The sequence below is a fragment of the Halomonas sp. C22 genome (assembly GCF_007655045.1).
GTDB lineage: Bacteria > Pseudomonadota > Gammaproteobacteria > Pseudomonadales > Halomonadaceae > Vreelandella > Vreelandella hamiltonii.
The window spans coordinates 127,806-146,406 of the sequence record NZ_VBVC01000002.1 but is presented as its reverse complement, the minus strand read 5'-3'; the positions used below and the strand labels follow the sequence as shown (position 1 = coordinate 146,406).

Below are 18,601 nucleotides of genomic sequence, written 5' to 3'. Positions count from 1 at the left end.
TTGCCGTGCTGGACGCGACTCAAAGCTTCTTTCAGCGGACGCTGTCGGCCCCGGAGCAGCGCGACGACCAGGCCCTGACCCTGGAGCTCGCCTGTGCTGCGCTATTGTGCGAAGTGATGCGGGCCGACTATGAGCAGAGCGAGGCCGAGCGCGCCGCCATGCAGCGCATGCTGATGACGCGCTATCGCCTCGATGAGCAGGCAGTGGCCGAACTGATGCGCCTGGCGGAGGCAGAAGTGGACGACGCCGTGGACCACTACCAGTTCGTCAGCCTGATCAAACAGCACTACGGCTATGAGCAGCGCCTGGAGGTAGTGGCCATGATGTGGCAGGTGGCCTGGGCCGATGGCTCGCTGGACCCGCTGGAAGAGCACCGCATTCGCCGCCTGGCCGACCTCCTGCACGTCAGCCACAGTGATTTCATTCGCAGCAAGCTCAGCCAACGCCCGGATTCCGCCTCTTAAACGCTTCAAGGAGCGCTTCGACCGCCATGAACAACAATGCTCTTCCTCCTCCTGCGCCCAAGCCGCCCCATGAACAGTCGCCCTGGGAGCGGTGGATAGAGACCGCGCTATGGAACTCCCGTTTTCTCGTCATGCTGGCGGTGGTGCCGAGCCTGATGGGGTCGCTGTTGCTGTTCATCGTCGGGACGCTGGATATTTTGAGCGTGGGGGGCGATGTGCTGCATTACTACTTTATCGATGACTCGCGCAATATCCACGACACCCTCGTGCCGAATATCATCATGGCCGTGGATATTTATCTGATTGCCATCGTGCTGCTGATTTTCGGGTTGGGGGTGTATCGGCTATTCGTGTCCCGTATCGACCAGGCTGAAGTACGCTATCCTACGCACCCCTTCAACGTTGCCTCTCTGGATCAACTCAAGGACAAAATTGCCCGCGTCGTCATATTGGCCGTCATTATCGAGTTCTTTCGCGCCGTGGTGGATATCCGCTTCAGCACACCGTTGGAGGCCATTTATCTGGCCCTTTCCGTACTGGCGCTTGCAGCCGCGCTCTACTTGATGAGCCTGGCGCACAAGGGCGAGTAGCTCGCCCTTCCCGTGAACAGCCCGTGGCGGGCTACGGAGAGCTCTCCGTTTCCAACAGGCCCGCCACCAGCGCATTCAACTGCTGCTGGAACTGGCCACCGGGGGAGGGCGGGTTGGGGTCAGACGTTATCACGACCGTCATCGCCCGCTCAGGCACCACGAACAGCGCTTGGCCACCGTAGCCTCGGCCATACATCACTGGTGTGTCGGCAAGGGTAGTGATGAACCAGCCATAGCCGTAACCATCGCCTGTCCAGGGCGAGCTGCCCCGAGCAGTCCAGGAAGCCTCCACCCAGCCTTCGGGCAAGACCCGCTGGCCGTTCACTACGCCATCGTTGCGGTACAGTTCACCAATCTCGACCAGTGCTCGGGGCGACAGCAGCATATCGTTGCCACCAAAGTAAATGCCTTGCGGGTCCCGTGGCCATGCAGGAATGGTGATGTTCAAAGGCTCGCCCAGCAGCCGTTGGGCGAGCGCCAAGGTGCTTTCACCGCTGGCATGGGTGAGGGCCGCCGAGAGCAGATGGCTCGTACCCGTGGAATAGAGCATGCGCCCGCCGGGGGTATCGACGAACGGACGGCTAAGCGCATCGTTGACCCAGTTGGCGCTGGCCACCCAGGCGCCGTAGTGGCTACCCGAGGTGCGCTCCAATCCTGCCTGCTGGGCAAGCAAGTGGGCCACGGTGATCTCGTTGACCCGTGGGTCGGCATCGCTGGGCAGGCTGTTCAGCAGGCTCGCCAACGGCTGATCCACCGAGTCGATCACGCCCGCTTCGATAGCCGCCCCCGTAATGGCCGCCAGCACGGTTTTGGATAACGACTTCACGTTGGCAGGCGCCGCCACCCCAGGCCCACCCTGATGAATTTCGTGCACGATCTCCCCGTCATGAGCGACCACCACCGCATGCACCCGGGGCAGCGCAGCGGTGCGTTCGTCGAGCGCTTGAAGCCGTGCGGCATCAGGGGCGTTGGCAGAGGCCATCGGCAGAGAAAACGAGACGAAGGAGAGCGCACAACAGCAGGACACCAGTAGAGGAAAACGCATCGCAGAACCTTGGCAGAGCCTTGAAAAGGGGAGGCTAAACTTCGAGGCAGTGCCTGGCCAAAGGTTCCCCAGCGGCCCCTGATCAGCCAAATTCCAGGAAATTACGCAAACATCAAAAAAGCCTGCTACGCTAGAAGGGCCTGTTAAGGGAGAAGCAACCCTTTGATTTTCATGAAACGCTAAAGCAAGGAGTGCCGTTATGCGTAGCATTATCTATATCGTGGGTCTGGTTGTCGTGGTGTTGTTCATCCTTTCGCTGCTGGGCTTACGTTAAGCAGCCTGGGGCCACCATCCCCGTTAGCACGCCAAGCGCCCGCTTCCCCCAGCGGGCGTTTTTTTATGGGTTTCAGTTGGCTCAAGCCGCTTGTTTGTCCAGGCGCGTCATTCGCTTGTATTCAAGCGCAGTCGGCGGCCCCTTGGCCAAACATATCGAACATCAATTCGCGGCCCATGCCCGTCAGCACCCAACGGCCATAGCTGTTGTACGTCGCGGCACCGCTCTGTTCCAATACCTGTTGGCACATGGCCCAGCCAGTTTGCTGCTGGCGCAGCGTGTTCAGCTCATGACGGGACAAGCCCCGTTGGGACAAGGTGATGGTTTCAAGGACGTGGCCGCTTTCATAAAGCAGCTCGGCAGCACGGGAAAGGCAGTGGCGCAAGCTGCGTTGCAGATGAAAAGCAGCGCTGGAGGCCTTAGGTAACGCTTCTGCGGGCATGGATGACTCCTGCAATCGCACGGAAAAGGGGATGTGCTGCGGTGCATTATAAATGAGCCGGGATGTTAGACCAAGGTCTATGTTGAGCCATGAGCGGCGCGCAGGGTGGTTGCCACATGTCTGCAACGTAAAGCCCGTAGATTTCACTTGTGAGCCGCTGAAATTCGCCTTTGCCAACACAATGCGCTCAGCAAGAAAATAATGAAAAATTGGATGAACCCTAAAGACTGGGGTTAAATGGCCGAAGGTTATTAGTAATACAGCACACTGTTAAACGATTCATTGGCGTCGGAGCACATAGCGAGGCGTATAAACTAAAGGACATTAGCGTATGGCTTCCATTTCATCATTGGGTATCGGTTCAGGGCTTGATCTCAACGGCTTGCTAGACCAACTGCAAGAAGCCGAGCGGGGTAAGCTGGAACCCATCGAGCGACAACTGGAAACTCAGCAAACAAAAATTTCCGCCTACGGCCAGCTGCAGAGCGCAATGTCTCAGTTTCAAAGTGCAGCCGCAGCGCTTAACGACAGCGCCCTGTACGAAAGCCTTTCAACCAACGTTGGTGGCAGCGCCATTACGGCCGCCGCTGATAGTGAAGCCCAGCCAGGCGCTTACAACGTCACTGTCGACCAGCTCGCTACCGCAGGCACGCTGGCCACCACCTCCGTGCCGGATGCCACGGTAGCCCTGACCGAAGAAGACACCTCCCTGACCCTAAGCTTCGCCGGCCAGGACGATGTCAACGTAGCTATCAGTGCCAATAGCACGCTGGAAGACGTGCGTGATGCCATCAATGCCCAGCAAGACAGCGGCGTCTCCGCGTCGATTATTTTCGACGGTGAAGCATACCGCCTGGCATTGAGTTCTACTCAGACGGGGGCTGCGGCTTCCATTGAAGGCGTGGCCTTTGGCACCGCCTTCGGCAGTGAGCTGGCTACCGATGTGGTGCAAGCTGGTCAAAATGCCCTGCTCAATGTCAATGGCGTTGAGATCACCAGCCCCACTAATCAAGTGGAAGGCGCCATTCAAGGGGTCACGCTCAACCTGCAAGAAGAAGGCACCAGCACCGTGGCCGTAGAACAAGACACCCGCGCCGTGCGCGAAGCGATCACCAGCTTTGTGGATGCCTATAACGACCTGAAAGGAACCATTGGAGAACTTACCAGTTTCAACCCTGAAAGCGGCGTGGCTGGCGAGTTGAACGGCGACAGTGCCGTGCGCACAGTTGAATCGCGCTTACGCAGCGTGTTAAGCGGTGGTATGGAAGGCCAATTTTCCATGCTGAGCGATATTGGCATTACCCTTCAGCGCGATGGCACTTTGGCCGTCGATAGTGACAAGTTAGATGATGCAATTGCCAACAACCAGGAGGCGCTTTCCGCCTTCTTTGCAGGCGATGCCAGCGATGCAGGGATGGCCGGCCAGGTTAACCAGACGCTAACGCAATTGCTGGGCACCAATGGTGCTGTGGCAGGGGCCATCAGCGGGGCTGAAAACCGCGTAGAATCCCTAGGCGAACGCTATGTGCGCATGGAGCAAACCATCGAGCAGACCATTGCACGATACCGCACCCAGTTTGGCCAGCTAGACAGCATGATTGCCCAAATGAACCAGACCAGCGATTACCTGACCCAGCAGTTCGATGCGCTGGACGCCCAACTGGGCCGCCGCTAAGCGCTTTCCCGCCTTACCTTACGCCTGCTGGAAACAGCAGGCGTTTTTGTGACTGGCATACTTTATTACGTGCAGGCAAAGCTTAAAAAAACACTCACCCCATTCAAGTTTTCCGCTGATGCGCCGATAATGACTTTACATTTGATCGCTCTGCTTAACCCCCCCCCTTCAGGAGCGACGACACAAGCGCGTTCATCGCGCATGGGTTTAGCCTTTTGCACCGAGGAACGACGGTATGGCGACAATAACCTCTCTAGGCGTTGGCTCTGGCCTGGATCTCACCGGCTTGCTGGATCAGCTACAGGCTGCGGAACGCGGCAAGCTCGTGCCCATTACCCGCCAAAAAGAGCAGCAGCAGGCCAAAATTTCGGCTTTCGGCCAGCTGCAAACGTCGCTGAACGGTTTTCAGGATGCGCTGGCTAAAATCAACGACCCTAAGCTCTACCAAAGCCTTTCCGCCAACGTGCGGGGCGATGCCATTAAAGCCACTACCACCGCCAGCGCGCTGCCCGGCAGCTACCGGGTAGAGGTGTCGCAGTTGGCCACCTCTGGCACCTTGGCATCTAACCGCATCATAGGTGAAAAAAACGCCGCGCTAGACCTGCAAGGGGCCACTGCCATACGGCTCAATTTTGGCGGCGCGGATTCGGTCGATATTGCCATTGCCCCCAACAGCAGCCTGGAAGCCATTCGTAACGCCATTAACGCCCATAAGGATGCCGGTGTTAACGCCACCATCATCAACGATGGGGAAGGCTACCGCCTGGCGCTCAGCTCCAAGGCTACGGGTGCGGATGCTTCGATTGAAGGCTTCAGCTTTGTAGATGCCAGCCAGGACCCCGCGGTAACGGTAGCAGGGCCCTTTAGCGAAGATGCCGCCACCAAGCGTTCTGGCGAAAATGCCGCGCTAACCGTCAATGGCATTGCCATCAGCAGCGCCAAAAACCAGATCGAAGGGGCCATTCAAGGGGTTACGCTCAACCTGGCAGAGTTGAGTATTGCCGAAGGCGAAACGGCCACCAGTACCATTACCATCGAGCGCGACACCCTCAAGCAGCGCGAAGCCATCAACGGCTTTGTGAAAGCGTTCAACGACCTGAAAGGCACCATTGCCAAGCTGACTAGCTTTACAGGCGACAGCGAAACCGCAGGCGAACTGGTTGGCGACAGTACCGTGCGCACCATTGAAAGCCGCTTGCGCAGCGTGTTGACCGGTGGCGTGGAAGGTGGCGAGCTAGGCACCCTGAACCAGCTAGGCATTACCCTGCAGCGTGACGGTAAGCTGGCAGTGGATGACGACAAGCTATCCGATCTGGTGGCCAATAACCCCCAGGCGCTGAGTGACTTCTTCGCGGGCGATAAAAAAGAGAATGGCCTGGCAGGCAAGCTTTCCACCACTATCGACCAAATGCTCAGCAACAATGGCGTGGTCAAGCTGGCCATTAGCGGTGCAGAAACCCGCATTAAAAGCTTGGGCGAGCGCTTCGAGCGCATGGAAAAATCCATTGAAGGCACCATTGCCCGCTACCGCACTCAGTTCAGCCAGCTGGACGCCATGATCGCCCAGATGAACAGCATGAGCAGCTACCTCACCCAGCAGTTCGACGCCCTGGACTACCAGCTAGGCCGCAAGCGCTAATCCATCCCAATACACGCCCAGCCCCCCCTTTGTGGGGGGCGTTTCACATCTGGAACGCACACAGCCAGCCTGAAGGCCAGCAACTGTGGGAGGCGGCTTTAGCCCGCGACCGATTTACCCCACCCCCAAATAGCCCTACTCCTTCAGTTACCAAAAATTACACAAATCTCTTTCCCCCTCCCTAAAGATTCCCCCTCTCGTGCCGTTAATTAATACAACGGCGCTTCATGTCGCCGAACAGCGGGCCTTCCGGCCAGTTCACACGCAAGGAGTATCACCATGTCAGTGATCAACACCAACATCACTTCGATGATCGGTCAGCAGAACCTGAACAAGAGCCAGAACGCGCTGCAAACCAGCATGGAGCGTTTGAGCTCTGGCCTGCGTATCAACAGCGCCAAAGATGATGCGGCTGGTCAGGCCATTGCCAACCGCATGTCCGCCCAGATCACTGGTCTGGCCCAAGCTCAGCGTAACGCCAATGATGGTATCTCCGTTGCCCAGACTGCTGAAGGAGCGCTGAACCAGGTTAACGACAACTTACAGCGTATTCGTGAGCTGGCAGTGCAGGCTGAAAACGGCACCAACAGCCAAGACGATTTAGAGTCTATCCAGAACGAAATTAATCAGCGTCTTTCTGAGATCAACCGTATCTCTGATGAAACCGACTTTAACGGCACGAAAGTGCTTCAGTCTGATAATGGTCTGAAAATTCAAGTCGGCGCAAACGACGGTGAAGTGATTGAAATTGGCTTGAAAGAAATCAATGCCAAGTCACTGGGTTTAGAAGGCTTTAACGTTACTGGTGCGGGTGAAATCGCTAACGCCGCAGCAACTGAACGCGACCTACGTTTAGCTGATAACGTTACCGTTGGTGGCACTGCGGCCGCACCCACGTTCACGCTTAAGCAAGAAAATAGCTCGATTTCTGCTGGTCAGTTCTTTGATTTACTCGATAACAATGCAACTGTCAGTTTGACCTCTACTACTGAGACAGGCTTGTCAGACGAGACTGGTACTGCGCTTACGTTTAACAGTATTGGCAACCTCACCTACAGTAAAGCTAATGATAACTTCACCTATGACGCTACACTGAATGCTGCTTCCTTCGAGTCGCAGCTTATTCCTTCTGCAGCAGAAGGCATGCGGGAAGCGACTATTAACATTGGTGGCGCCGATACCGCTGTACTGATCGACTCACGTGGCGATATTTTCAATACTAATAACGAAGAACTGCACTTCGACGCTCAAGGGAATATCACTACCTCTACAAGTGGCACTACGACTCGTGCAACCGTGGAAGCCATGGGCGAGTTCATGACAGCTGCTAGCGATGCTACCGTCCGCGGCATCGATATGGACGGTACTGCTGCTTCTGTGCTGAGCACTATGTCAATCACGCTCGGCGATGACTCTACCTTTACTGGCACGGATAATGCTGGTGTAGCAGCTACCGGTCTGGTGATCTCTAGCAGTGACGTTCAGAACATTCTCTCCAACGAAGGTGGTACTGTTACGCTAGCAGCCAGTATTGATGTTGGCGGCGCCTCTACTACGACATTTACTTTTGATACGTCTGGCAGTGGTCTAAGTATTACTAATGGTGTAGATGCAATTCGTTTCTCAGATGCTGATGATATTGCTGGCAGCCTGACTACTGAAGAAAACACTGAAACTGAGCTGTTTGTTCGTGAAAATAATGGCGGTGCAATCACTGATGCCAACGGCATTCAGTACTATGTCGGCCAAGACGGTGAATTGACCACTGAATCTACGACGAAAGCTGAGCGTTCTTCATTGAGCGAGCTAGACGGTGCACTGTCTACTGTTGACGCCCTGCGCTCTGACCTCGGTGCGATCCAGAACCGTCTGGAGTCCTCTATCGAGAACCTGAGCACCACTGAGACCAACCTCTCTGCCGCTCGTTCGCGCATCGAAGACGCCGACTACGCAGTAGAAGTTGCCAACATGACCCGCGCGCAGATCCTGCAGCAGGCTGGCACTTCCGTACTGGCTCAGGCCAACCAGATCCCGCAGAACGTTCTTTCTCTGCTGGGTTAATTGGTTAGCTTTTAAGCTGATTGATCGATATAACGGGGCCGAAAGGCCCCGTTTTTTTGTTTTCGGGGGCGTTGTTATGGCATATCGTGTATCAAGTATTAATTATGTCCCAGATGTAGAAGGGTTTAATTTTTATGTATTTTTGATTGGAAAGTCATGGGAGGGAGGGTCAATAAGTGAAGTGGAGAAGAATTTCAATCTAATTGGGTAGAGTTTAAAAAATAAAGGAGCTTTGATTAAAGGTTTTGATGACGAGTCAATTGTAAGAGAGTTGAAAAATAAATGCCCTGGCCCTGGCCCTGGCCCTGGCCCTGGCTTTGGTAGCAAAAGCTTCTCAAAATTCGTCAGTGCTGGACATAGCGATCAAGCCGCTTTCCTGCTAACCAGTAAACACCCCAACTCATTTTCCGCTGAGGATGATATTGCTATATATCTTCCTTTGCGTAGTATTGTAGAAGTTTATGATAGCATGGAAATTTTTTATGAGGATCTATGTAATATGGTTTTAGAAAATGATGAAAGCCTCATTGCTAAGTTTGAGAGGGTTTCTGATGGGCCAGGAGTCGTTGAAAAGATTTTAAATGATGTTGAGATAAAGCCAGATTTGTTTGGTATAACTATCAATATAAAGAGGCTTTATAGTAAGTTGAAGTCATGAGTTAAAGTTTCTTAGCCCTTTGATGCCGCTATTTAACTAGAGTCAACATGACACAGGATGACCACCAGCGCGTAATTAATGAGCTGCAGCATCAAGCCACGTTAGCCCGCTTTAAAGCAACCGATATGGATGAAGAGCTGGCAGAGGATGACGACAAGCGGCTGACGATTTGGACGAAGCGCTTAAACAGCGCATACGAAGGCGCTATGGTTGGCATGGGATGGCTTCGTCGTTGCACTCCACCACAAACGCTCGTCTTAGTTCCGTTGGCTCTGGGGCGTTGAGTCACTCGACTAACGTTATAAGCACCTCCAGCATGTCTTGCTCGTCGTGGTTGTGTTCCCACCCAGTGTTCCACTGACAATCTCTCCTTCATCAAGAAGCAGATAGGCCAAGTGTGGTCGGTAGCGCTCAAGCCCCCCTGTGGGAGGCCAATTTATTGGGCGACTGCCTGAGCAAGCACGGGTGCCGCCGTCATCGCGGGCTAAAGCCGTCTCCTACTAGTCCAGTTCTAAGCCGCTGCTGCCGCTGGTACACTGAAGCCTCAAGCCCAGTGGTGGCAAAGCAATCGAGCGACTGCCTGGGCGTTGAGCAGCAAGTCATCGGAAGGCATAAAAAAACAGGCAGAAACGACAAGGGCAGCCCCATTCGGTGGCTGCCCTTTTGTGGGCAAAGGAAGGGTGTCGCTCGGTATCAGTGCTGATCTTCCCTGCGTAGCCTGGTAATCTCGTCAACCGCCAACCCGGTCGCTGCGGCTATCTGCTCGTCACTGAGCACGCCCAGCTTCAACAAATTGCGAGCGGTTTTTTCAATACCCAGCTTCTCGCCTTTCTGAATACCCAGCTTCTCGCCTTTTTCAATACCCAGCTTCTCACCTGCCTGACGACCTCTTTCTTCCCACAGCTCAGGCCACTTTTTAATTCGCTCTGCCAGCATGTCGTGTACCTCATGCAAGTTGGTGAAATCACTCACCTCAGGAAATTCAAGCCCTGGGGCTCGGTTGGGCAGAAACACTCGGTAGAACCATACGATGATCGCCCGCCGCAAGCTGGCTTGTTCTGGGCCGTTGAGCCAGTCTGCTAAATGCCCCATGGCGTCTGAAACATCGTTTTCATCGCGATGTTTCTCGATACGAAATATCGCTGCCACGATATTGCGCGTTTCATCCGTCCACCCAGGCGCGTCAACAATAGCGCCTTCATCTATCAGCAAATAGCTAAGATGGGGGCGATAGCGCTCCAGCCCACCCGGTACTGATTCGACCAGATCCGCGACGTTTTGTGCCGCTGTCCAGCGCTTCTCTCCATTGTAGAGCACAATGGGCAACACAGGTGGCAGCTTGCCGCTCGGGGTAAACGCGTCCTGGCGAATCAGGTCCTGGTACAGCAGCCCCAGGTAGCTCATGATCCGCACGGCCATGTGCTTGTCTTCCGATGACTGAAACTCCAGTAGAAGATAAACGTATAGCCAGCGGTCTCGCCACCATATCCGCCAAATCATGTCATCTTCACGGTCGCGCAGTTCATCGGTGATATAAGAGCCGCTGACCTGTTCCATTTGGTTAAAATCCAGCTGCTCGACCCAGGCTTCCTTGACGAAGCCGGTGAGCAAGTCCCGCACCATTTGTTTATGCGAAAACATCAGTTTATAGCTGTGATCGTGACGGTTATGCACCTTGCTGACCATGCGGGCTCCTGTAGCTGGATTGATACTTTACCACAACACCCGCTTTCTCAACCCAGGCCCCCCTGTGGGAGGCCAATTCATTGGGCGACTGCCTGAGCAAGCACGGGTGCCGCCGTCATCGCGGTAAAGCCCGGCCCTTCTCCAGCTGCCGCCATAGAACCGTCATCCCGCTGCCCCAACCCTGTCATCTGGGCTTTGTAAGGTGAATGTCATCAGTCGGCATAGGCCGTGGGTGATGTTACCGGGAAGGGTTGGGTATGAAGATTTCCGTATTTGGCAGCGGCTACGTAGGCTTGGTCACGGCGGCATGTCTGGCCGATGTGGGCCACCAGGTGCTGTGTGTGGATGTGGATGCCGAGAAGGTAACTCAGCTAATGCGTGGAACTGTGCCTATTTACGAGCCGGGGTTGAGCGAGCTGGTGCAGTGCAACCATGAGGCGGGCAGGCTGCGCTTCACCACCGATGCTGAGGTGGCGGTGGCGTTTGGAGTGCTGCAGTTCGTTGCTGTCGGCACCCCGCCGGATGAAGATGGCAGCGCCGATTTGCAGTATGTGCTAGCCGTGGCCCGCACGATTGGCCGCTACATGCACGATGAAAAAGTGGTGGTCACGAAGTCGACCGTACCGGTAGGTACCGCAGGCCGTGTGCACGAAGCGGTTACTCAGGCACTGGCGCAGCGTGGTGCTAGCATACCGTTTGAGGTGTGCTCCAACCCGGAGTTTTTGAAAGAAGGCTCCGCCATTGAGGATTTCAACCACGCGGCGCGTATTGTGGTAGGCACCGACAGCCAGCGGGTGCGGGTGCTCATGCGCGAGTGCTACGCACCCTACATTCGCCTGCAGGAAAAATTGGTGTTCATGAGTATTCGCTCGGCAGAGCTGACCAAATACGCCGCTAATGCCATGCTGGCTACCAAAATCAGCTTTATGAACGAGATTGCCAACCTGGCCGAGCATTTGGGGGCAGATATTGAAGAGGTGCGCAAAGGCATTGGCTCCGACCCGCGCATTGGCTATCACTTTATTTACCCCGGCTGTGGGTACGGGGGCTCGTGCTTTCCTAAGGATGTGAAAGCCCTGGCCGCCACGGCTGAGCAGGTAGGCTATACCCCAGCATTATTGAACGCGGTGGAAGCGGTGAACCAGCGACAAAAAGAGGGTATGTTCACCAAACTGCAAAAGGCCTTTGATGGCGAGCTGGCAGGTAAAACCATTGCCTTATGGGGGTTGGCGTTCAAACCTAATACCGATGATATGCGTGAAGCCCCCAGCCGAGCCTTGATGGAGGCGCTATGGCATGTTGGGGCAAAGGTGCAGGCGTTCGACCCCAAAGCCATGGCAGAGTGCCAGCGGTTATACAGCCAGCAGGCAGCGCTCACGTTAGTCGCCAGCCGCGAAGAGGCGCTGCAAGGCGCCGATGCGCTGGTGATCTGCACCGAATGGAAGGAGTTCCGAGCGGTCGATTTTCAGTGGCTGAAAAACATCCTGCGCTACCCCATTGTGGTGGATGGGCGTAACCTCTATGCGCCAGAGTTGGTCAAGCAGGCAGGCTTGATTTACTACGCCGTAGGGCGGGGGGATTCGTTGCAAGTTGTGCACTAATACCAAGAGGGTGTGGGAATATACCCGCTCTACCAGGGGTTAATTCAGCCTTAGGCCAGCACGAGTGCATGGTAAAGTGGAGCTTTATTTCCACTTGGGCGCCGTTGGCCGCTGAGAGACCCGTGAAACCCCACTCCACTACCATTTCTGCGCTGTACGTGGTCAATGAACTGATCCCCAAATTGAACGCCGTTGAAAAACGCGTCGAGCTAACCATCGGGTCCGTTGCCGCTCGCGGGGCCGTGCCTACGGGCATTGAGCGAATGACTCGTCTACAAGCGGAGTTTCAGCTTGAGCTCACCATGATTCGCTTGAACCTGGCACATTTGCTGAAACGCTATCAGGCAGTGCTGGAGGCTGCAATGCAGGACCCAGCCAACGACCAGCTATTGACCCTGGATGCTTACGAAGCCACGGCCATTGCCAGCGCCAAGCAGTTATATGAGCGGGTGCAGCAGCTGCAGAAGGGGGAGTGACACGTGATGACGGCGGACGAGCACGAGCGAGTGATTCTGGCCCTGGAAGCACTGATACATGATACTCGCCAAACGCTGGCAAACGTCGAAAAGCACGGCCTGGAGGAAGCACAGCCGAAAGATTACCAGGCGCTGCTGGATATTCTGGATACCGCCGTCAAGCAGCAGCGTGCCCATACGCTGGCCATGCTGAAGGTAGAAGAAGGCCTCAATTAGCCACCGCGTTCTGGTGCTGCTCTTTCCTTGAAGTAAACGCCTCCCCCCTAGACCAAATGTTAGCTTGCAAACCGCCTGCCCTGAACTATGGTCTGTTCTGGTAAGCAGTTTGGTGCTTGGCTAACAAAACGAGAACAGGGCGATGGATACCCAAACGTTGGTGTTGGTGGTGGCGATTGGTGCGCTTTGGTTGAGCGTGACTTGTGGGTGTGTGGCGGGGTACATGATGCTGGCACGGCGGGCAAGCGCGGTGCCGGTGGCAGTCGGGGCGTTGGGTGGGGCGCCGCCCGTCGTGGTGCCAGAAGCCCCGGCCTTGCTGAATGAGGAAAGTGTGGCCTGGGAGGTAAAGGTGCTGTTCGACGAGCCGTCGCCTGCGCTGAACGACCGCTTGAGTGCGGTATTGAGTTCGGCAGGTGCGGTGTATGAACAGCGCACCAAGACCTTTGCCGTGGCGGGGGATTCTTCTCGCACGCCGATTCTGATCGAAAATGCGCTGGGGTCGGGCCAGTTGCCACCCTTGACCGAATCCCAGGCCAGTCATCCGCCGGTGAAGGGCGTCAGCATCAAGATTGCCAAGACCCAGCGCATGCTGGCTCCCAGCAAGCTGCAGCTGGCCAAGCTGGTGTCGCTTTCCAAGAAGCTGGCCAAGTTGGGGGGCACCGCGTTGGATGCCGAGAAGCAACCGATTACCCCCGCTGGGTTCGAGGCGGTGATTCAAGGGCAAGCGAGGGTATAACGCTTCGTGGCGATGCCTGTCCCAGTGTGGCTGAGGCATGGCAACCACCACGACACACGCCCTCAGGGGTAGTTGATGGCTACCCCTGAGGGCGTGTGCGTTGTATGCGTAGGCTGTTCGTGTATGAAGCGCGCCCGTAGTCAGGCGAGCTGTGGGCTGGGTTGTAGCAATTGGCTGGAAAGTAGCGCCCACTGGTCTTCCCAGTGCTCGGTGGGCAGCCGTTTGAAGTCGCTGCGCACGTACTGGGCGATGCGCCCTTCGGCTTGCGCGATCAGCAGGTTGGCAGCGGCGGAGGCGGGAATGCTGGGGCGCAACCCTTCACGCAGCTCGGCTTCGCGGAGGATTTGTTTCAGTTGGGTCTCCAAACGTTCGAACAGCTGGTGAACGCGCAGGCGCAAGCGTGCCGTTTCGCCGGTGAGTACGTCACCGCCCAGTACCCGGGCCAGGCCGGGGTTCTTTTCGGCAAAGCCCAACAGCAGTGAGAGTATCGTGCTGCAGCGGGTGGTGGCGTCGGGAATGTCTTCCAGTATCCGCGTAATGCGCGCGAAGATGCTCTCTTCGATGAAGTCGATCAAGCCTTCGAACATGCGCGCCTTGCTGGGGAAGTGGCGGTACAGCGCCGCTTCGGAAACCCCCACCTGGCGGGCCAGGGCGGCGGTGGTGATCCGCTTGCCGCTGTCCTCTTCCAGCATGATGGCCAAGGCCTGCAGTATTTGCTCGCGACGGCGAGGCTTGCGGTCGTCACTCATGACTCTTGCCCTCCGTCGCAGTTAGCCTGCGTTGGTGATCAGGGTGCCTACCCCAGCGTTGGTGAAAATTTCCAGCAGCACGGCATGCGGCACCCGGCCATCGATGATGTGGGCGCTGTTGACGCCTCCCTTGACGGCGTCCAGGGCGCAGCGAATCTTCGGCAGCATGCCGCCGTAGATGGTGCCATCGGCAATCAGGGCGTCTACCTGGGCCGTGGTCAGGCCGGTCATGACCTGGCCTTCGCTGTTCATCAGGCCCGCCACGTTGGTCAGCAGCATCAGCTTTTCGGCGTTCAGCGCTTCCGCCAGCTTACCGGCCACCAGGTCGGCGTTGATGTTGTAGCTGTTGCCTTGGGCGTCCACGCCGATAGGTGCGATGACCGGAATGAAGTCGCGGGCTGCGAGCATCTCGATCAGGTCGGTGGAGATCGCTTCCACTTCCCCCACGTGGCCGATGTCGATGATCTCCGGGGCGGTCATTTCCGGGCTTTGATGCTCCACCTTCAACTGGCGGGCGCGAATCTGGGCGCCATCCTTGCCGGTCAGGCCAATTGCCTTGCCGCCGCTCTGGTTGATCAGGTTGACGATGCTCTTGTTGACTAGGCCGCCCAGCACCATTTCTACCACATCCATGGTTTGCGAGTCGGTGACCCGCATGCCGTTGACGAAGCGCGATTCGATATTGAGCTTTTCCAGCAGGCTGCCAATTTGCGGGCCGCCGCCGTGCACCACCACGGGGTTGATGCCGACTTCTTTCATCAGCACGATGTTACGAGCAAAGGAGTCGATCAGCGTATCTTCGGTCATGGCGTTGCCGCCGTACTTCACGACCACGGTCTTGCCGGAAAACTGCTGAATGTAGGGAAGGGCTTCGGATAGCACCTCCACAACGACCTTGGGGTCGCGGCTAGCTGAACTCATGAGATTGTCCCTTTGCTCTAGTAATATCTGCTTTTAATGTCTGCTTCATCGTAGCGCGGGTGGTGTGCGCTTCGCGGCATGATCATGTGATGGGGGTGTCTGGTATCGTCAACGTAGGTGAAACACCTTGCAGGGCGCGTGCGAAGCGCTCGCGTATCCGTTCCAGGGCCGCGCTGTCTTCCCCCTCGAAGCGCAGCACCAGCGCGGGCGTCGTGTTGGACGCTCGGCACAATCCCCAGCCATCGGGGTAGTCAACGCGAATACCATCCAGCGTGGTTTTGATACCTTCGCCGAAGTCGCCCTCTCTGGCAAGCGTCTCGACCATGGCAAATTTGTCGGCATCCGCCACGATGATGTTGATTTCGGGCGTGCTCACTGCCTGGGGAAACTGGTCGAAGAAGGCATCCGCATCGCCTGGGTAGCGGGCCAGTATTTCCAGTAGCCGGGCGGCAGCATACAGGCCGTCATCGAAACCGTACCAGCGTTCCTTGAAGAAGATGTGACCGCTCATCTCGCCCCCCAGCAAGGCGCCGGTTTCCTTCATGCGCGCCTTGATGAGCGAGTGGCCGGTGCGCCACATCTCCGGCTCGCCGCCTGCCTCGCTCACCACCCGTGCCAGGTGCCCAGTACACTTGATGTCGAACACCACTTTGGCACCAGGGTTGCGGGAGAGCATGTCGGTGGCGAACAGCATCATCAGGTGGTCGGGAAAGATCATTCGCCCGCGCGGCGTGACCACGCCCAGGCGGTCGCCGTCGCCGTCGAAGGCCAGGCCGATGTCTGCACCTACCTGCTGCACCTTGCGCATCAGGTCCTGCAGGTTTTCCGGTTTGCCGGGGTCGGGGTGGTGGTTGGGGAAGCGGCCATCGATCTCGGCGAACAGCGCTGTGGTGGCCACCCCCAACCGTTCGACCAGCTGAGGGCCAAGTTCGCCCGCCACGCCGTTGCCGCAATCCACCACCGCACTGAGCGGCCTTGCGAGCTGCACATCCTCAAGAATCCGCGCCAGATACGTGGCCCGCAGGTCGTGGGCGTGCACACGGCCATGGCCCTCGGTGAAGTCGCCTGACTGAATGCGCTCATACAGGGCGGTGATCGCTTCGCTGGCCAGGGTTTCTCCGGCCAGCACGATCTTGAAGCCGTTGTAGTCGGGTGGGTTGTGGCTGCCGGTCAGCATCACCCCCGAGCAACTTTCGGGCAGGGTGTGTGTGGCAAAGTAGAGTACCGGCGTGGGCACCATGCCAAGGTCGATCACATCGCGCCCGGCGGCCTGGAGCCCTTTGATGAGCGCCGCTTGCAGGCGTGGCCCCGAGACTCTGCCGTCCCGTGCGACGATCACGGTGTGTTCACCGCGGGCGGCGGCTTCCGAGCCCACTGCCCGGCCAATCAGCTCGGCGGTGGCTTCGCTGAGAGTGTCATCCACGATGCCGCGAATATCGTAGGCGCGAAAAATCGAAGCGGGTACGGTCATGGTCAATCCCTGAAAGAGCGCGCTAGTGAGTGCTTACTGGCGGCCAGTGCTGCCAAAGCCGCCACTGCCACGGGTAGAATCGGTGAAGCTGTCGACGAGGGTCAGTTCGGCCTGCACCACCGGCACCAGCACGTATTGTGCCAGGCGCTCGAACGGCGTGACCGTGAAGCTGGCCTGCCCGCGGTTCCATACCGAGACCATCAATTCGCCCTGGTAGTCGGAGTCGATCAGCCCCACCAGGTTGCCCAGCACGATGCCGTGCTTATGCCCCAGCCCCGAACGCGGCAGGATCATGCCGGCAAGGTTGGGGTCTTCGATATAGATGGCCAGGCCGGTACGCACCAGCTGGCATTCGCCTGGGGCCAGCGTCAGCGGTTCGTCCAGCAGGGCGCGCAGGTCCATGCCCGCCGAGCCAGCGGTGGCGTAAGAGGGCAGATAGTCGCGCAAGCGCTCGTCCAATACCTTGCACTGCAGGCGAGGGCGGTTCATGAGGAAGCTCCGTGAGAAGTGTGAGGCAGCAGGGAGAGCGCCTGCTGCAAGATCAGGGTGGCCAGCGCGGTCTTGGGTTGGGGTGGCGCGCTGTGCTGCTGCGTGCCGCCAGGCGTACGCCAGAGCAGCAGGGCGGCGTTGTCGTCGCTGCCAAAGCCCAACCCTTGCTGGGCCACGTCGTTGGCCACGATCATGTCCAGGCCCTTGCGGTCGAGCTTGTGGCGGGCGTAGCGTTCGACCTCCTGGGTTTCGGCGGCAAAGCCGACCACGAAGGGGCGTTGCCCGTTGGGCAAGGCCGCCACGTCGGCAATGATGTCCGGGTTTTTCACCAGCGTCAGGGTCAGTGTGTCCTGATCGTCGGTTTTCTTGAGCTTGTGCTCGGCGGCGCTGGCGGCGCGGTAGTCGGCCACGGCGGCACAGCCAATGAACAGCGCGGCCTGGGGGGCGAGCTGCAGCGCGGCCTGGTGCATCTCCCGGGCGGTTTCCACGTTTTGGCGCTCGACCCCGGCTGGGGTGGGTAAATTGACCGGGCCGCTGATCAGGGTTACGCGAGCCCCTTGCGCCACGGCGGCGGCGGCCAGAGCGAAGCCCATCTTGCCCGAGCTGTGGTTGGACAGGTAACGCACCGGGTCCAGGGCTTCACGGGTGGGGCCTGCAGTGATCACCACGTGAGGGCGCGCTGCGCCCTGAGCGGGCGGCGCAACCTTGGCTGCTTTGGCGAAGTGCTGTTGAAGGGCTGCGAAGATCTCTTCGGGTTCGCTCATTCGCCCTGGGCCAACGTCGCCACAGGCCTGCTCGCCCGCGGCAGGGCCGATCAACTGCCAGCCGTCGGCGGCCAGCTGTGCCTGGTTACGCTGCGTGGCGGGATGGCGCCACATGGCCTGGTTCATGGCGGGGGCCATCAGCCGTGGCGCTTCCGAAGCAAGGCACAGGGTGGTCAGCAGGTCGTCGGCCATGCCGTGTGCCAGGCGCGCCATCACATCGGCCGTGGCCGGGGCCACCAGCAGGGCATCCGCCCAGCGGGCCAGTTCGATGTGCCCCATCCCGGCTTCTGCCTCGGGGTCCAGCAGCGATGTGCGCACGGGCTCGCCAGAGAGGGCCTGCAGCGTCAGGGGGGTGATGAAGGCTTGAGCACCCTCGGTCATCACCACGCGCACCTCACAGCCTGCCTGCTTCAGCAGCCTCACGATCAGTGCGCTTTTATACGCGGCAATGCCTGCGCTGACGCCCAGCAGTACGCGCTTGCCTGCGAGCAGGGCGGTCAACGATGGCGCTGATAGTGATGACTCGGATAGTGATGGCTCGGAAGTGTGCGAGAGTGATGCCATGGTAGGCGGTCCCGTATGACGGTCGTAAGGAGGCTTACCATACCATTTGGCGGTTTATTTTGGCATGCTCGGTGGAAGTG

Annotated in this window: 18 protein-coding genes and 2 pseudogenes; 12 read left to right on the top strand and 8 right to left on the bottom strand. The window is 57.7% G+C overall.

What is annotated here, in order from left to right; all coding sequences use genetic code 11:
• Positions 1-5: 5 nt before the first annotated feature.
• Entirely contained in the window at positions 6-464 is a 459-nt protein-coding gene (locus FEU76_RS03945; RefSeq protein WP_144980523.1) for a tellurite resistance TerB family protein, read from the top strand.
• A 26-nt stretch (positions 465-490) separates the two neighbouring features.
• Positions 491-1,054: a YqhA family protein gene (locus FEU76_RS03940; RefSeq protein WP_084123705.1), complete on the top strand. Its 564-nt coding sequence runs from the start codon at positions 491-493 to the stop codon at positions 1,052-1,054.
• A gap of 31 nt (positions 1,055-1,085) precedes the next feature.
• Here FEU76_RS03940 and FEU76_RS03935 read toward each other — a convergent pair whose 3' ends face one another.
• Both FEU76_RS03935 and FEU76_RS03930 read right to left on the bottom strand, forming a co-directional pair.
• Positions 1,086-2,099, bottom strand: coding sequence for a serine hydrolase domain-containing protein (locus FEU76_RS03935; RefSeq protein WP_144980520.1), 1,014 nt, complete (start codon positions 2,097-2,099; stop codon positions 1,086-1,088).
• Positions 2,100-2,494: 395 nt separating this feature from the next.
• Positions 2,495-2,815 carry a hypothetical protein gene (locus FEU76_RS03930; protein ID WP_144980517.1) on the bottom strand — a complete coding sequence of 107 codons (321 nt, stop codon included), beginning with the start codon at positions 2,813-2,815 and terminating at the stop codon, positions 2,495-2,497.
• Positions 2,816-3,146: 331 nt separating this feature from the next.
• On the opposite strand from FEU76_RS03930, the gene fliD (FEU76_RS03925) reads away from it, so the two are divergent.
• The 6 genes and pseudogenes from fliD (FEU76_RS03925) (at position 3,147) to FEU76_RS03905 (ending at position 9,132) form a co-directional block, all read left to right on the top strand.
• A complete protein-coding gene (fliD, locus tag FEU76_RS03925; RefSeq protein ID WP_144980514.1) occupies positions 3,147-4,490 on the top strand; it encodes a flagellar filament capping protein FliD in 1,344 nt (447 codons plus the stop codon).
• A gap of 235 nt (positions 4,491-4,725) precedes the next feature.
• Positions 4,726-6,129: a flagellar filament capping protein FliD gene (fliD, locus tag FEU76_RS03920; RefSeq protein ID WP_144980511.1), complete on the top strand. Its 1,404-nt coding sequence runs from the start codon at positions 4,726-4,728 to the stop codon at positions 6,127-6,129.
• Between the two features lie 279 nt (positions 6,130-6,408).
• A pseudogene (locus FEU76_RS03915) lies at positions 6,409-7,896 on the top strand (flagellin N-terminal helical domain-containing protein); the annotation flags it as partial.
• A 30-nt stretch (positions 7,897-7,926) separates the two neighbouring features.
• Positions 7,927-8,190, top strand: a pseudogene (locus tag FEU76_RS18800) (flagellin); the annotation flags it as partial.
• 232 nt (positions 8,191-8,422) lie between these two features.
• Positions 8,423-8,848, top strand: coding sequence for a hypothetical protein (locus tag FEU76_RS03910; protein ID WP_144980506.1), 426 nt, complete (start codon positions 8,423-8,425; stop codon positions 8,846-8,848).
• A 47-nt stretch (positions 8,849-8,895) separates the two neighbouring features.
• Positions 8,896-9,132: a hypothetical protein gene (locus tag FEU76_RS03905; protein WP_144980503.1), complete on the top strand. Its 237-nt coding sequence runs from the start codon at positions 8,896-8,898 to the stop codon at positions 9,130-9,132.
• Positions 9,133-9,541: 409 nt separating this feature from the next.
• On the opposite strand, the gene FEU76_RS03895 is transcribed toward FEU76_RS03905, so the two are convergent.
• Positions 9,542-10,534: an Rpn family recombination-promoting nuclease/putative transposase gene (locus FEU76_RS03895; RefSeq protein ID WP_144980500.1), complete on the bottom strand. Its 993-nt coding sequence runs from the start codon at positions 10,532-10,534 to the stop codon at positions 9,542-9,544.
• A 257-nt stretch (positions 10,535-10,791) separates the two neighbouring features.
• Between FEU76_RS03895 and FEU76_RS03890 the strand changes: the two genes are divergently transcribed.
• The 4 genes from FEU76_RS03890 to FEU76_RS03875 all read left to right on the top strand — a co-directional run bounded on the left by FEU76_RS03890 (position 10,792) and on the right by FEU76_RS03875 (position 13,563).
• On the top strand, positions 10,792-12,135 hold the full coding sequence (locus FEU76_RS03890; RefSeq protein ID WP_144980498.1) for a UDP-glucose dehydrogenase family protein: 1,344 nt from the start codon (positions 10,792-10,794) through the stop codon (positions 12,133-12,135).
• A gap of 122 nt (positions 12,136-12,257) precedes the next feature.
• Positions 12,258-12,611, top strand: a complete 354-nt coding sequence (locus tag FEU76_RS03885) for a hypothetical protein (protein ID WP_144980495.1) — start codon at positions 12,258-12,260, stop codon at positions 12,609-12,611.
• A 6-nt stretch (positions 12,612-12,617) separates the two neighbouring features.
• On the top strand, positions 12,618-12,827 hold the full coding sequence (locus tag FEU76_RS03880) for a hypothetical protein (protein ID WP_081195091.1): 210 nt from the start codon (positions 12,618-12,620) through the stop codon (positions 12,825-12,827).
• Between the two features lie 142 nt (positions 12,828-12,969).
• The gene (locus tag FEU76_RS03875) at positions 12,970-13,563 is read left to right on the top strand and encodes a hypothetical protein (RefSeq protein WP_144980493.1); all 594 of its coding nucleotides are present in this window, start codon (positions 12,970-12,972) and stop codon (positions 13,561-13,563) included.
• 140 nt (positions 13,564-13,703) lie between these two features.
• Here FEU76_RS03875 and slmA read toward each other — a convergent pair whose 3' ends face one another.
• From slmA to coaBC, 5 genes are all read right to left on the bottom strand, one after another.
• The gene (gene slmA / locus FEU76_RS03870) at positions 13,704-14,312 is read right to left on the bottom strand and encodes a nucleoid occlusion factor SlmA (protein ID WP_039175213.1); all 609 of its coding nucleotides are present in this window, start codon (positions 14,310-14,312) and stop codon (positions 13,704-13,706) included.
• A gap of 21 nt (positions 14,313-14,333) precedes the next feature.
• Positions 14,334-15,233, bottom strand: coding sequence for an acetylglutamate kinase (gene argB / locus FEU76_RS03865; RefSeq protein WP_039175214.1), 900 nt, complete (start codon positions 15,231-15,233; stop codon positions 14,334-14,336).
• An 82-nt stretch (positions 15,234-15,315) separates the two neighbouring features.
• Positions 15,316-16,704 (bottom strand): phosphomannomutase/phosphoglucomutase, encoded by a 1,389-nt coding sequence (locus FEU76_RS03860; RefSeq protein WP_144980490.1) that lies wholly within the window; start codon positions 16,702-16,704, stop codon positions 15,316-15,318.
• Positions 16,705-16,737: 33 nt separating this feature from the next.
• Positions 16,738-17,193, bottom strand: a complete 456-nt coding sequence (gene dut, locus FEU76_RS03855; protein WP_081136753.1) for a dUTP diphosphatase — start codon at positions 17,191-17,193, stop codon at positions 16,738-16,740.
• A complete protein-coding gene (gene coaBC / locus FEU76_RS03850; RefSeq protein WP_260851348.1) occupies positions 17,190-18,521 on the bottom strand; it encodes a bifunctional phosphopantothenoylcysteine decarboxylase/phosphopantothenate--cysteine ligase CoaBC in 1,332 nt (443 codons plus the stop codon). Before coaBC ends, dut begins: the two co-directional genes overlap by 4 nt.
• Between the last annotated feature and the right edge of the window lie 80 nt (positions 18,522-18,601).